The organism is Psychrobacter sp. 1U1 (genome assembly GCF_051847535.1).
GTDB lineage: Bacteria > Pseudomonadota > Gammaproteobacteria > Pseudomonadales > Moraxellaceae > Psychrobacter > Psychrobacter saeujeotis.
Window position 1 is genome coordinate 140,616 of record NZ_JBPYDD010000001.1, and the last position, 14,115, is coordinate 154,730.

General features: G+C 41.9%; 11 protein-coding genes. 7 read left to right on the forward strand and 4 right to left on the reverse strand.

The features are described from left to right. The first annotated feature begins 244 nt into the window (after positions 1-244). The 3 genes from ACS8FB_RS00625 (at position 245) to ACS8FB_RS00635 (ending at position 2,653) form a co-directional block, all read left to right on the forward strand. Entirely contained in the window at positions 245-1,480 is a 1,236-nt protein-coding gene (locus ACS8FB_RS00625; RefSeq protein WP_439260541.1) for a lipoprotein-releasing ABC transporter permease subunit, read from the forward strand. 96 nt (positions 1,481-1,576) lie between these two features. Further along, positions 1,577-2,257, forward strand: coding sequence for a lipoprotein-releasing ABC transporter ATP-binding protein LolD (gene lolD / locus ACS8FB_RS00630; protein ID WP_439260543.1), 681 nt, complete (start codon positions 1,577-1,579; stop codon positions 2,255-2,257). Positions 2,258-2,332: 75 nt separating this feature from the next. Next, positions 2,333-2,653: a hypothetical protein gene (locus ACS8FB_RS00635; protein ID WP_439260544.1), complete on the forward strand. Its 321-nt coding sequence runs from the start codon at positions 2,333-2,335 to the stop codon at positions 2,651-2,653. A gap of 41 nt (positions 2,654-2,694) precedes the next feature. Here the strand turns inward: ACS8FB_RS00635 and ACS8FB_RS00640 are convergent, their stop codons facing one another. Beyond that, the gene (locus ACS8FB_RS00640; RefSeq protein WP_439260546.1) at positions 2,695-3,270 is read right to left on the reverse strand and encodes a DUF2062 domain-containing protein; all 576 of its coding nucleotides are present in this window, start codon (positions 3,268-3,270) and stop codon (positions 2,695-2,697) included. A gap of 361 nt (positions 3,271-3,631) precedes the next feature. Here ACS8FB_RS00640 and ACS8FB_RS00645 point away from each other — a divergent pair, with 361 nt between their 5' ends. The 4 genes from ACS8FB_RS00645 to ACS8FB_RS00660 all read left to right on the forward strand — a co-directional run bounded on the left by ACS8FB_RS00645 (position 3,632) and on the right by ACS8FB_RS00660 (position 9,791). Continuing rightward, positions 3,632-6,601, forward strand: a complete 2,970-nt coding sequence (locus ACS8FB_RS00645; RefSeq protein WP_439260547.1) for a ComEC/Rec2 family competence protein — start codon at positions 3,632-3,634, stop codon at positions 6,599-6,601. A 202-nt stretch (positions 6,602-6,803) separates the two neighbouring features. Further along, the gene (gene sppA, locus ACS8FB_RS00650; RefSeq protein WP_439260549.1) at positions 6,804-7,865 is read left to right on the forward strand and encodes a signal peptide peptidase SppA; all 1,062 of its coding nucleotides are present in this window, start codon (positions 6,804-6,806) and stop codon (positions 7,863-7,865) included. Between the two features lie 175 nt (positions 7,866-8,040). Next, positions 8,041-8,928, forward strand: coding sequence for an alpha/beta fold hydrolase (locus ACS8FB_RS00655; RefSeq protein ID WP_439260551.1), 888 nt, complete (start codon positions 8,041-8,043; stop codon positions 8,926-8,928). Between the two features lie 71 nt (positions 8,929-8,999). Beyond that, positions 9,000-9,791: a CPBP family intramembrane glutamic endopeptidase gene (locus tag ACS8FB_RS00660; RefSeq protein ID WP_439260825.1), complete on the forward strand. Its 792-nt coding sequence runs from the start codon at positions 9,000-9,002 to the stop codon at positions 9,789-9,791. 34 nt (positions 9,792-9,825) lie between these two features. Here the strand turns inward: ACS8FB_RS00660 and dusA are convergent, their stop codons facing one another. From dusA to ACS8FB_RS00675, 3 genes are all read right to left on the reverse strand, one after another. Further along, positions 9,826-10,797 carry a tRNA dihydrouridine(20/20a) synthase DusA gene (gene dusA / locus ACS8FB_RS00665; RefSeq protein ID WP_439260553.1) on the reverse strand — a complete coding sequence of 324 codons (972 nt, stop codon included), beginning with the start codon at positions 10,795-10,797 and terminating at the stop codon, positions 9,826-9,828. A 117-nt stretch (positions 10,798-10,914) separates the two neighbouring features. After that, complete coding sequence (locus ACS8FB_RS00670; RefSeq protein WP_439260555.1) at positions 10,915-12,216, reverse strand: MFS transporter; 1,302 nt, start codon at positions 12,214-12,216, stop codon at positions 10,915-10,917. 214 nt (positions 12,217-12,430) lie between these two features. Next, positions 12,431-14,074: a phospholipase D family protein gene (locus ACS8FB_RS00675; RefSeq protein ID WP_439260557.1), complete on the reverse strand. Its 1,644-nt coding sequence runs from the start codon at positions 14,072-14,074 to the stop codon at positions 12,431-12,433. Positions 14,075-14,115: the final 41 nt, after the last annotated feature.

A 14,115-nucleotide genomic window follows, 5' to 3' on the forward strand; every position in this document is an offset into this window, starting at 1 on the left:
TTTGCTAAAAAAGACTAGCAGTTTTCACTAATGACTGGCACATGTTAGAAAAATTGTGTCAAACTATCCACTTTTTTGGTAGCCATGATTGGGACGTCTAAAACCTTATGTATATGTTTGTCGCATATTCATATAACCATGACCAGTACTGGCTCAGTTGCTTGTTAAGCGCGGCAAGCTTGTTAGCTTGCGTTAGTGTGCTTATCTGACAGTTGCTCACCTAGATAAGATAAAGAGTTTGAATATGTTTCGTCCTTTAGCATTATTTATTGGTTTACGGTATACCCGAGCAGAGCGTAGTAATCGCTTTATCTCGTTTATATCGCTCATCTCAATGATTGGTCTAACCCTTGGAGTAGCGGTATTGATTACCGTGCTATCAGTGATGAACGGCTTTGATCGCGAGTTAAAAACCCGTATTTTGGGAATGGTGCCGCAAGCGACTGTGACGTCGCCTGAAGTCATCGGCGATTGGAAGCAGCTTGCTGATCGTATCAAAGAAGACCCAGAAGTTGCAGCAGTTGCGCCATTCATTCAGTTGCAAGGTATGCTGACTTCTAATGGGCAAGTTGCCGGTATTATGGTCACAGGTGTTGATCCTGAGTACGAAAAAAATGTCTCGATCATTAATGAGCATATGACTGAAGGCAGTATTGATACGTTAAAAGGTGGCGACTTTAGCATTGTACTGGGCGAGGAGATGGTGCAGTCTCTTGGTTTGAATATTGGCGACAAGGTTACGTTGGTGCTACCAGAAGCGTCACCATCACCAGCTGGTGTTATACCGCGCTTTAAGCGTTTCACCTTGACAGGTATTTTTAGTATCAGTCCAGAAGTGGATAGCTTGATGGCATTTATTCCGATGAATGATGCCGCCAAATTATTGCGTCTTCCTGAAGGTGCGCAAGGTATTCGCATGAAGCTCGATGATCTATTTAATGCACCGATGGCCGCACAACAAGCAGCGGCAATTGCACCAGAACAATTGTATCCTAATGATTGGACACAAACTCATGGCAATCTATTCGGCGCGATTCAAATGGAAAAAGCGATGGTCGGGTTATTATTATTTTTAATTATCCTTGTCGCCGCCTTTAATATTGTCTCAAGCTTAGTCATGCTCGTCACGGACAAAAAAGCAGATATAGCGATTTTAAAGACTTTTGGTGCCTCTCCGCGTCTGATTACTCAAGTATTTATGGTGCAAGGTGTGGTCATCGGGGTCATTGGTACCGTCGCTGGTACTGTGCTTGGGGTCATTTTTGCCTTAAGTATTAGCGATATTTTAGGTTGGATCAATCAAAGCTTTGGTCTAAATCTGTTCGATGCTTACTTTATTAACTACTTACCATCACAGCTACGCTTGGTTGATGTTGTACTAATCACTGGCGCATCGTTTATTTTGAGCTTTTTGGCCACTATCTATCCTGCACGCCGGGCAGCCAAAATTCAACCTGCCCAAACATTGCGTTATGAGTAGTAACATTGACGGTTATACGGCAGCAATATAAAAATATAATTATAGACTTTTAAGTGTCAGCGTTTGATTGACAAAAATTTGAGTGAAGGAAGCGGTATGGCGGCCATTTTAGAGGCAAGCAACATTAGTAAGGTATATGATGAAGGTGCAGTACATACGCAAGTGCTGACTGGATTGGATTTATCTGTCAATGCAGGCGAGCGCATCGCTATTGTTGGTACAAGCGGGTCAGGTAAGAGTACTTTGCTGCACTTATTAGGCGGTTTAGATACACCGACTGATGGTGAAGTATGGTTGCATGGTAAGTGCTTAAATCATATGAATGAGACACAGCGCGGTGCTATGCGCAATCAGTATTTGGGATTTATCTACCAGTTTCACCATCTATTGGCAGAATTCACTGCAGTAGAGAATGTCGCCATGCCTTTGTTAATGCGGCCAAAAGTTTCTACAACAGACGCGCGTCTGCAAGCCATTGAACTGTTAGAAAACGTGGGTTTGGGTCATCGTTTGAATCATAGACCAGGAGAGTTATCAGGGGGTGAGCGTCAACGCGTGGCTATTGCCCGTGCTTTGGTGACTAAACCATCGCTTATATTAGCGGATGAACCGACTGGTAACTTGGATTATGACAATGCTCAATCTGTCTTTGGTTTGCTATCAGAATTACAAAGTACGATGCAAACAGCGCTACTAATGGTGACACATGATCGTAATCTGGCTGCATTGGCTGATCGGCAATTATTGCTACGAAATGGCCATTGGGCTGAGTATTAAGCCGCTGGGCCTGTACCAATAGCAAATTATATTTATATGATTTAAAGTCTGGCAAAGTTTATGAGGATACATATTATGACTGATAATAAAGATGAAAATGAAGATCCAGTTTCTGCTTTTGGTAGCGCTGAAGAAGGCAATGATCCGCTAAAAGATTATATTGACCCAACGCTGTTTGAGACGATCGATCGACAGACTCAAATAGAGCTACTGACCCCTGCTTTTGACGCTATTACGCTTGCTGGTGCTGACTATGATCTAAAAGCTCAAGATAGCGCTACAGGGAAGCGTTATACATTACTTAAAAATAAAGAAGTAATAGAGATTTTAGTGATGGATAACAGTTTTACTGATCAAGTCGTTGATGCTATAAACAAAGACCAAGAAGAAGGGTAGTACTTTTAAAAGTATAACTCACTTAATACAGATGAGTTCTACTACGTCTTTGGTGGTTTATCTGAAGATTCTTTTTGACGCTTTTGCCAGCTCGTCACTGTTCTATAGCGCCAAATCGCTTTAAAGGTTAAACCACAAATAATACTAGTAATTACTGCCAACAACGCCAGTCCTAAACAAAAGGCCGTCAACGATACTGTACCACGGTAAGTAATGAATGGATTGGCACCATTTGCAAGCACCCACAAGCTAAAATCAGCAATCATCCTTCCGATTACTCGTAAGCTAATCATTGGCTCACCCATAATATGGGCACCAACGTAATAACCTGCATAAAAAATAGGTAGGGTAGTAAGAGGGTTGGTAATCCACGTCAGGCCAAGCGCCATAGGTACGTTAGCACGAAAAATAAGCGCACCAATCAAAGCCAACAGCATCTGTCCTGGCAAAGGGAAAAACGCACTAAGTACCCCAATATAAACCGCTTTGTTCAAACTATGACGATTAAACTGCCATAAACGAGGGTCAGCCAAATGCGGCGCAAACAGCTTTAAAGAGCGGCTCTCTAGTATTTTTTCAGGCGTAGGTAGGAGGTTTTTAAGACGTTTTTGGGGCACAGGTTTGCCTTTGATCGTTATCTACAGTTCACTCAGTAGAGCATAAGCGTTTGATATTCGACAATTTTGATAAAACATTGTCAGTAAAGATAAAGTGTTGATAAAAAATAGGACGAGTGGCTATCAATAAAGGCAATCGCGATATGATAAATAGTATAGGGTAATACCGTTAATAATGCTATCATCGGTATTTAGTCGTCTAATGTTAGTTAATAAACAACCAAACAAATGATGTATAATAAAAGTTGATTGATCGCTATCTTTTCGACTTTATCTATTCTTCTATGATGTAGAAGGTTGTGGATAGAACATCGTCAGTGGTTAAGTATATATTTAATAAGCCGTCATGCAAGGAGTGCTGATGTATTGGACGATTGGCATCTCAATCATTATAGCGATGGTAGGCACATTATCAATAGGGACGGTAGACTTTGCTCAAGATAGGTTATTAGCATTTGATTTGTCTATAGCAAGCGATCTTATTTGGCTCTCATTGATCGTAACAGCGATTATTTTCCTTTTTCTTCTCCAGCGCAGTGCAGCGTTGCCGTCAATAAGCAACTACTCCCTCCATAAACGTCGAACACAAAATCATACGATATCTTCTAAGTTTATCCGTTATCTACTGATGACGATCATAGCGAGTGTGCTGGTTTTTGGAAGTGCCCTGCAAGCATTGTCTGCCTATCAGCAAGCAGAGACGACAAAAATCACCGAGCCTATGCAGGTACGTGCGTGGGTGACCATCAAGGGCATTAGCGATAGTGTATATGATTCTGAAATAAATAGTGGCTATCGACAAGTTGCAACGTTGCAATTAGTTGAGCCGTTGGTGTCCAAATTAACTTCACAGGATTTACAAGCGCAAACGTTAAGCTATATTAATAATAGCCTAAGTAGTAAAGGTTTGTATAATAAAGACATAAATGGTGACAAAAACTTAGAGCATCGTGTGCTTCTCAGTGCTTATCCTAAGCGAACATCTAGTAACACACAAACAATTGATCTTAATGGTCTACAGCCTGGTGATCAGTTGCTCATGACTTTAAAGCTTGTACCTCTAGTCACCTCTGGACAAACACTCAACAATCCAACAGGTTTCGACAGCTATCGCTGGTTACGGGGACGTCATATCGATGGTATGGCTACTATTATGGCGACTGGCGAGCCTATCAGAGTGTTAGATAGCTCATCGACAATGCTTGCTTCAAATGCCGCGTTTGACTCATTTCTTAACAGTTTGCGCACTCATATTGACCAGTGGCGTTGGCAGCTGCGTCAGCATTTTTATGCAGATTGGCTGCAGCAAACGACAGCAGAGCAACAAGCCAAAGCAGTAACGTTAAGTTTACTGACAGGTGATCGTAGTTTAATCAATCACGAGACCAAGGATCTATACCAGTTGGCTGGTATCTCGCATCTGTTAGCCATTTCTGGCACGCATGTTTTGTTTTTGGCCATCATACTCGCAGGTGCCGCAGTTTGGTTAGTAAACCACCAGTGGCCAGCGCTGTATCGTAATATACCGCGCTGGCAGGTACGTTGGTGGGTCATGATTGGTGTTGCTTTTATCTATGCGTTATTTACAGGATTTGATGTACCAGCTGCCCGTACCGCATGGATGCTACTAGCAATAGGGTTGGTGCGATTAACGCTACTGCCTATTAGTACCATGCGTGTGTTACTTGCGATAGCAGTACTCATGGCTTGGTTTGATCCTTATGTATTATGGCAAGCAGGCTACTGGCTATCGTTTGTCGCGGTGGCATTATTATTAAAATATGACGACACATCATATCAGCGAGATAACGTAGCTTTAGCGCAGCATCGTCATGACATTACTGATAACAACCATATAAGTAGTACTTTACTGACCCAAATAGGGCTAACTGGTAAACGCGTATTTAAATTGCAGTTTTGGTTATTTATCGCATTGTTGCCTATTACGTTGTTATTGTTTGGCAAAGCCTCGCTGTGGGGGCTGTTCATCAACCTATTTGCTATCGGTTTATTCGGTTGGGTCATCGTACCTTTGAATCTGTTAGCAGGGCTCTGCTATCTTTTGTTACCTACTGTAGCAGATAGTATTTGGGCATTGGTAAGTATCATAGTTGCAAGCCTGCATAAGCTGATAGCATGGCTGACTTCATTACCAGCGTTATCAGACGCATGGCTGTATACGTCAGTGAATATGGCTATATTGCTGATGGCGCTACTGGTTATGATGCCATGGTTGCTACCACGCGGGCTTATCAGTCGCGGGCTGGCGTTACCACCTCTAAGCTTGTTAGTGATGACGGTTTATGCCAATCAGCAGTCCTTGGTAACAGCTCCTACCTTATACGTGCTACCAACTGGCGATCAGTATTTGAGCGCGACGGTATTGCAGTATCCTATAGTACGTCAACACATAGATAACAGTAGTCATGTTAAAAATAATAATGAAAGAGCGCCAGTTTCAGGCGCTGTTTACTGGCTATTTTTAGCAGACCACCGACCTTATGGTAACAGGACGATGCCAAGCACAATGACTGCAGATGATATAACTGCTCACTTAGCACAACAGCTGGGAACGTTATCGATTGACCAGTTAGAAGGTGTTGTCATACAAACCAGTGTACCGATATTGACCGACACTCTTTCTTCTAAACAAAACAATAGCAAGATTAAAAGCAATATAAAAAAATCTGAGCTACTACCGATGAGTGTCTTACAATTAAATCAAAGGATGCCTATTAATCAGTACTGGCAAGCAGGACGCCATGAGCGCTGGGCCGCTTATCAGCAGTTATACTTAGAGCAAAAACAATCTGCGCGAGCAACTACTATTACCGCTCAAAGCTGTGAGCAAGGCAAAACATGGCAGCTAGACAATAAAGATATGGCATTACAAGCAATGACAGGCTGGCGTGATATCGATGATAGTAGCGTTTGGGATTGTACTATAGCGATTGCTAGCAAACAGCCCATTCGTGTCATTCGATATGATGCTAACAATCCACAGCAGTCATTACAGGCAGATTCTCAAACGTTTATTCCACCTACACCGATATCAAAGACCAGTCAGAAAACTACCCATCGAAATGGGGCATTTGAAGCACGTGTGGTCTTAAATGCAGACACTCACCATCACCTCTGGCAAATGTGGCCCTTGCTGTGCTCAGCTGATTCGTTTGCATATAGTACCAGCATAAACTATCCTACGCAGTGGCTTGGTCACAGTACATCTCAGGTAACTACAGAGGCATTAAGCCGACAACAGATTGATAAGATAATCACATACGATCGCAAAACTTTAGAGATAGCGCTACGTTTTGATGCTTTACCATAAAAACGATACCGATACGGCCAATACCTATTATCAACATCGTAGTATAATGATATTTCACGTTTTCACTATTGAACCATGAGTAAAATACCACCATACTTAATGACCTAGTCATACTAATCATTCATGTATGCAAATTTTTATCGTGTTTATTTTCTATCCTCATTTTTACTTGTTTTAGATTGCTTTTTACCTAGGAAGTTATATGCCCAACTGGCCGCCAGACCCTAACAAACGTCCTGATAATTTAGAAAATCAGCCGGTACCATTGCAACAAACATCGCCTAATCAGCCAAATGGACAAGAATGGCGTCTTATTGAAAAAACTTTATTAGCCAGTGTAGAAGAGCAGCGCCGTTCAAGGCGTTGGAGCATCTTTTTTAAGCTACTTACCTTTGGTTATATCTTGTTATTATTCTTAACGATAGGCCGTAGCTGTAGTAACGATGCGCCATCTGGGCTAGAAGGAATTGATACCAGTAAGCCGCATTTAGCGGTGGTTGAGCTACAAGGTACGATAAGTAACGCCGATCCTGCAAATGCTTACGATATTAGTAAAGCGTTGACGCGTGCTTTTGAAAATAACAACTCAAAAGCAGTGGCACTTGATATAAATTCACCTGGTGGCTCTCCGGTACAATCAGATGAGATCTGGCAAACTATGATGAACTTACGTCAGCAGTATCCAGACAAAAAGCTTTATGCGGTGATTGGTGATATTGGTGCGTCAGGCGCTTATTATATTGCATCTGCTGCAGATGAGATTTATGTCAATCCATCAAGCTTAGTAGGCTCGATTGGGGTCATCATGCCAAGCTATAATATTGAAGGCTTAATGGACAAAGTAGGCGTGTCCGATCGTACCATCACCGCAGGCGAGTACAAAGATATTTTAAGCTTGTCGCGTCCGCTTACTACGTTTGAGACACAGCATGTTGAAAACGTACTTGATAATACGCATAAGCACTTTATTAATGCAGTCAAAGAGGGTCGCGGCGATCGTCTTAAAGACCCTGAGGCCAACAATTTGTTTTCGGGGCTGTTTTGGACCGGTGAGCAGTCTATCGCACTGGGACTGGCAGACCGATCAGGTAGCATTGCAAGTTTAGAAAAAGATTTAGAATTAGATAACGTGGTAAATTACACGCCACTAGATCCGTTCCAACTATTCATGGATCGCTTCGCAGTTAAGCTTGGTGCAGGCGTAGGCTCGAGTATCAATCTTGATGTATTGCCACAAGAGGATGGTAATATCGAGATGCGTTAAACGTTCTTTTTTCATTTTGAACGGATTATATTTAATGTGTATGATTGTTGAGGCTGAGCATATAACTATGCTCAGCCTCAGTTATATAGTCAGTTTAAATTATAAATAAATTACTAAATCAAGTACCGAGCCTTTAAGAGCACCAAACCTCTATAAGAATTAGTGAGAGCCTGTCATGAGTGAAATCAATTTGCAGACCTTTGCATCATTGCCTGTATCGAACATAACCCAAAAGCCAGTCCTTCATTTTGCTCATGCGAACGGGATGCCAAGTGCGGTCTACCAGCCATTTTTTGAGATATTGGCTGAATTTTTTACGGTTGAATATATACCGATGTTAGGGGGCGACCCAGACTATCCTGTTGACAATCACTGGCGCAGTCTTACCCAGCAAGTTATCGATAGCGTAAAAACTGTCTGTGAGAAGCACGGCATCTCACAAGTGGTTGCGGTAGGTCACTCGCTTGGTGCTATGTGTACGCTACAAGCGTTGTACCGCGCTCCCAAAATATTTAATCAAGCAGTACTTATGGATCCGCCTTGGGTTTATGGCAAGTCAAGCTTACTATGGCATGTGGCAAAGACAGCTGACAAGTTGCCTCTGATGGACAATCGTCTGATGGATAAACTGTCACCATCTGGTATTTCTAAGAACCGCCGTGATGTTTGGGATAGTCGTGCAGATGCTTACGAAAAAATGCGTCATAAAGGGTTTTTTAAGAATTTTGATGAGCGTAGCTTTGAAGGTTACATTCAGCATGGCTTGTATGAGCGTGCAGATGGCAAAGTCACTCTAGCCATTCCTAAAACTAGTGAGGTTGCTGTGTTTCGTACCAACCCTTCTTGGTACTGGCTGTCACCCAATCGTCGGCCTAAGCCGCCAGCGACACTTATTATCGGTGAGGAGAGTATATTTTTAAAGCGCCGTTTTCCGCAGCAAATTCAAACGCGCTTGGGTATTCCTTATCAGACTCATGCAGGAGGTCATATGTTTCCGCTTGAGCATCCTGAATCTGTCGCACAGCAGGTATTGGCACTGATAAAGCAGCAATTATTAACTTAACTGGTGCTTAAATACTATATATCATAAATATTTATGAGAATTATTAAGTTACTGTTTTGAGTATTACTATTATGCCAAACCGTGCTACTGCTTTGAACAACACAACGACACTGCAACCAAAGCGCCCAGCTTTGTTTTCACGCTTAGGTGCGTTTTCTCTTGTCATAGGAATGGTCATTGCTTTTTTTATCAGTCAGTTAATAGGAGTTTACATTGCAGGCAGACTATTGTTGCCAGCTACCAAAAGCATGACAATAGGAGATGTATTTTTTTTTGGTAGTAATGATGGAACTGTAGTAAGTGCTTCGATTATTATCAGTTGCATACTACTGATGGCACTGAGTTATTTGATTGTACGTGTAAAATCTGGAGATATACGTGAATACTTAGCGATCAAGCCATTTTCCTTGGTAGTTGGCATTGGAATGTTTGGCATACTGTTAGTGTTCATGATTGGCAGCCAAGCATTGACTTATTTGTTGGATAAGTCTCCACTGGTTTTTGTAGATCCGTTATATCAGTCTGTCAGCTCAGTGTGGTTACTCGTTTTTGCGATGGTGATAGTCGCACCGATATATGAAGAGCTGATTTTTCGCGGCATTTTGTGGTCGGCTGTCGCAGAACAGTTTGCTGCAACTCCACGCTCGAAACAGCGCGGAGCACTGGTAGCGAGTATCGTGACCAGCTTTATTTTTGCTGTGATTCATTTGCAATATGGTATTTATGAAATCACTACTATCGTGGTACTAGCATTTATATTTTGCTACGCGCGTATCAAGTCAGGATCACTAGTACTGCCTATGTTGTTACATATTATCAATAACGGTGTTGCTATGTGGCAGTACCTAAACCAAGTTAGTTGAACAAAAGATACTTGACCAAAACGATCAAAACAAATTAAGCATTAGGGTTTAGTTGCAAAACTTCGTCGGCAGCTTTTTTGATATCATCGAGTGTCAGCTGCGGTTTACCGCTTAATGCTTGTCGCCACTTACGAGCTCCGGGCAATCCTTGAAATAATCCCAAATAGTGCCGCGCCATCGTCGATAGTGTCTCACCTTTTATAAGCTGCTCCTCTAAATATGGATACAGCTGCGCTAAAATATCTGCACGCTTAGGCATCGGCTGATCCCATAGACTATTAGCTTCTGCTAGTAAGTAAGGGTTATGATAAAAAGCCCGTCCAATCATTACCCCATCAATATATTGTAAGTGCGTGGCAATATCAGCGACAGTCTCGATACCACCATTAATCTCAATATCAAGCTCTGGAAAGTCCTGCTTGAGTCGATACACATCATCGTAACGCAGTGGTGGTATTTCACGGTTTTGCTTAGGGCTGAGTCCTTGTAGCCAAGCTGTGCGCGCATGTACGATAAAACGTGTACAACCAGCATCAGCTACCGTCTTTACAAAATCCACCATAAACTCATAACTGTCAAAATCATCGATACCGATGCGATGTTTGACGGTTACCGGAATATCAACGGCCGCTTGCATGTGCGTTACTAAGTTGGCCACAGTGTTAGGCTCTGCCATTAGGCAGGCACCGATTTTATTGTGCTGTACACGGTCGGAGGGGCATCCAACATTGATATTGACTTCATCATAGTTATGCTGCTGAGCAAATTCGGCGCACTGAGTCATCTCGGCGATATCAGCACCGCCAAGCTGTAGTACCACAGGATGCTCTAATGCATCGAAGCGTAGGTGCCGCGCACGGTTGCCATGTATAAGAGCACCAGTACTAATCATCTCGGTGTACAGATATACTTGAGGGTTAAACAAACGCGCAAAGTAACGATAATCCGTCGTCGTCCAGTCAATCATCGGAGCAACTGATAAACGCTTATTGGTCATATCAACCATGGGTGTTAAGCCTTAATATTTTTTGAAGTTTGTATTAAATGTGATAAAACAGCTGTTTCATTACAGCCAATGTTTGATTGAAAAATCCATAAAACAAGAACAGTAGGTCATCAGACGCTAGATTAACTGATTGATTTTTTTGTACTCAGGCATATTATAAAAGTAAAACCCCATGATAATGCCAATCAAACCGATAAAAGCGATATAGAGTGCAGGCGAAAAGCTTACAAACATAGTGGCATAGCCAAGTCCGAAAGGTACGGATACGCCCACAAGTCCATAGATTACATTGTAGCAAAACGCCATTCCTGTCAGGCGTACGTTGGTTGGAAATAACTGTACGAAGATAGCAGGTACCATGCCAATGATGCCAGCACAAAATCCTAAGAGTGCATACATGATCAAGATATAATCACCGCCAGCTTGCATATGGTAGAAAAACGCAAACATTTGAGCAATCAGTAAAACGGAGCCGACTATTAAAATTTTACCAAAGTTCTGGTAGTTAGATAGTATTCCATAAAATACACAGCCAAAAATCATAAACACAATGCCCAAACTGTGTGAAAACCCAAATAAGTCTTTGTCCAAAGCAAACCGTAATTCAATCAAGTCTGGGAGCAACAGTATGATGACAGTCGTAATGCTAGACATAATCAAACTTAGCATCAAACCGATAAATATTGAATGCTTACAGTGTTTGAAAAGTAAGGTAAATGGCTGAGCGGTATGACTATTCGTTTTTACTTTTTTAACTTCTAAAAAGAATGGTGACTCATCAATAAAACGCCATACTAATAAAGGTAAACAGCTCAAGATTGCTGCAATAAAGAAGGGTAAACGCCAGCCGTAACTGGTTAGCTCTTCAGGGGTCATAGAGCCGGTGAGCCATACAAAAAAAGCGTTAGAAAATAGCACCCCTATAAAAAAGCTTGCTGTCACATAGCTACAGCTAACCGATAGATACTGCCGCGGTACATGCTCTGCAACAAAAACCCAAGCCAATGGGACATAAAGGCCAAATGCCATTCCCTGTATCAGTCTAAGTAGGATAAATAGGATTGGAGCTAGCATGCCCCACTGTGCATACGTGGGCAAAAACGCTATAGTCAGTAAACTGCCTGCAATGATAGCCATGCTGATGAATAGAATTGGCCTGCGACCCTTGATGTCGCCATAACGTCCAAGAATAATGCCACCGAGGGGCCGTGCCAAATAACCCACTGCAAAAAGCCCAAGTCCTTGTAGTCTTAGGATATCAGGATTGGTACTAGTCGGAAAAAAAGCAGACGACACGATGTCTGCGATGTATAAATAAATCAGAAAGTCAAAAAAAGCAACAGCGCTGCAAAAGCAGACAAATAAGACTGTATTTTTGTCTTTAGAGGACATCAGTGCATATTGAGAACGAGAGGGCATAATTGATCACGCATCCACATATAAAAGTGGTTGTTGAGACGGTCATCATGAGATAACCGACCATCATAAAAAACGACAAACCAACATGGGTAGATGCTGGTTTGCCAGAGGAATACTTTAGAACGTTTTATTTGAAAAGGTTTTGACAAAAATATTTTTGGACTATGTAATAAGCAATGATATTGATAACGTTAAAAGAAGACATCGTTGGTATTTACAACAACCAATCAATAGGCAACCAAGACATGACAGTTAGCCATAAGTGATCAGTCAAATCTACTTTTGGTTCTGAATCATACACCACTTTTTCTCCATTTTCGAGCGTATGCCATTGTAACTTATTGTTATCTATTAACTTTACTTCATAAGCTTGACTTAACAGATCGTCACTGAGCGCTTCATGTAGTTGTCTTGCCAGCTCATCGTCATTGATAATCACGCCCATTTCAGTGTTAATATTAGCTGAGCGGGGGTCAACATTATAGGAACCAATGAAGACTTGATGGTCATCTACAGCGAAAGTCTTTGCATGTAAGCTGGTTGACGACTGACTGCGCGCTTTCCATAACTTGTTTTCGCGCTTTTCTTCACTAGCGGTTGATTTTAACTCATATATTTTGACACCAGCGCCGAGTAGATGAGGGCGCCACTTGCTATAACCAGAATGCACAGCAGTTACGTCAGTTGCATTAAAAGAGTTGGTCAAAATCTTTATATCAATTCCTGATTTTGCCAGTTGTACTAACGTATCTACACCGTCTTTGGTTGGGACAAAATAAGATGAGATGATGGTTAGCTTTTCAGAGGGGCTTCCAAGTAGGGTTCTTAACTGATGGACTAAGTTGCTATCAGTGGGGACGGTTTTGGTCAATTTGCCGACATCATCACTCAAGAACTGCATATCTGTCCAACGAAATGGTACGCGCTTATTAATCAGGTCAGTATCGATAGAGGAGTCTTCAATGGCTGCTTTATAAATAGTTAAACTGTCGCTAGAACGGCTCTTTTCATCTCCATCTAACTTATCTAATCCTGTCAAAAAATTACTGGTAGTGTTTTTATCGAGAGTGACGAGCGTTTCAATATCGAAGGATATAGGGGCTGACCAGTAGCTCATAAAACTGTTATCAATATCAGCGACTACTTTGCCAATAAGTAACACGTCTAAATCAGCAAATTGACTGCTTTGATCATTACTAAGGTATTCGTTACCAATGTTGCGACCTCCAATAACGGTAATTTGTTTATCAAAAGTCATGCTTTTATTATGCATGCGTCTGTTGATACGCGGCAAACCGGTGACAAAGTTCATCGCTTGAACCTTACGGTGCATTAAAGGATTGATAATGCGTACAGCGATATTTGGATGGCTGGCAAAACGTAATAAGTGCTGATCAAGTTTTGCATTGTTATTAAAATCATCAAGTAGTAAGCGTACGATTACCCCGCGCTCAGCAGCTTTCCACAAATCTTTTAGCAACAGCTGACCTGCTTGGTCATCATGCCAAATATAGTACTGTACATCAATACTGCGAGTGGCCATATCAGTTAGGATACTTCGTGACGCAAAAGCATTCGCACCAGTGACAATAGGATGGTAGCCTGATAGCTCAGGGTGTATGTCGTTTTGTTCACTGATGGATGCCACTAAGTCGTTGTTACTGCTGGTGCTGTTTTTACCTTGAGTATTGTCCAGACTACTGTCTTGTTGGTATAGAGCATTAACACGGGCTGATAACGCTTGGCTTTCAGGCAGATGCGGCTGTTTTGGCAAGCTTTGGCATCCGCTAAGACCTAATGTTAGGCCAAGTGTTAGACTCAGTGACAAGCTGCTCGGCTCTCTACTTAACATCGACATAACTGGTTTACCTTGATAAGTTTTAAAGTGTGCTGAAATTT

What these genes read in the sequence shown, in the direction of transcription:
- ACS8FB_RS00670 (WP_439260555.1), bottom strand. Translation starts at nt 12,216, where the DNA reads ATGCCCTCTCGTTCTCAATATGCACTGATGTCCTCTAAAGACAAAAAT.
- ACS8FB_RS00645 (WP_439260547.1), top strand. Translation starts at nt 3,632, where the DNA reads ATGTATTGGACGATTGGCATCTCAATCATTATAGCGATGGTAGGCACA.
- lolD (WP_439260543.1), top strand. Translation starts at nt 1,577, where the DNA reads ATGGCGGCCATTTTAGAGGCAAGCAACATTAGTAAGGTATATGATGAA.
- ACS8FB_RS00635 (WP_439260544.1), top strand. Translation starts at nt 2,333, where the DNA reads ATGACTGATAATAAAGATGAAAATGAAGATCCAGTTTCTGCTTTTGGT.
- ACS8FB_RS00675 (WP_439260557.1), bottom strand. Translation starts at nt 14,074, where the DNA reads ATGTCGATGTTAAGTAGAGAGCCGAGCAGCTTGTCACTGAGTCTAACA.
- ACS8FB_RS00660 (WP_439260825.1), top strand. Translation starts at nt 9,000, where the DNA reads ATGCCAAACCGTGCTACTGCTTTGAACAACACAACGACACTGCAACCA.
- sppA (WP_439260549.1), top strand. Translation starts at nt 6,804, where the DNA reads ATGCCCAACTGGCCGCCAGACCCTAACAAACGTCCTGATAATTTAGAA.
- ACS8FB_RS00625 (WP_439260541.1), top strand. Translation starts at nt 245, where the DNA reads ATGTTTCGTCCTTTAGCATTATTTATTGGTTTACGGTATACCCGAGCA.
- ACS8FB_RS00655 (WP_439260551.1), top strand. Translation starts at nt 8,041, where the DNA reads ATGAGTGAAATCAATTTGCAGACCTTTGCATCATTGCCTGTATCGAAC.
- dusA (WP_439260553.1), bottom strand. Translation starts at nt 10,797, where the DNA reads ATGGTTGATATGACCAATAAGCGTTTATCAGTTGCTCCGATGATTGAC.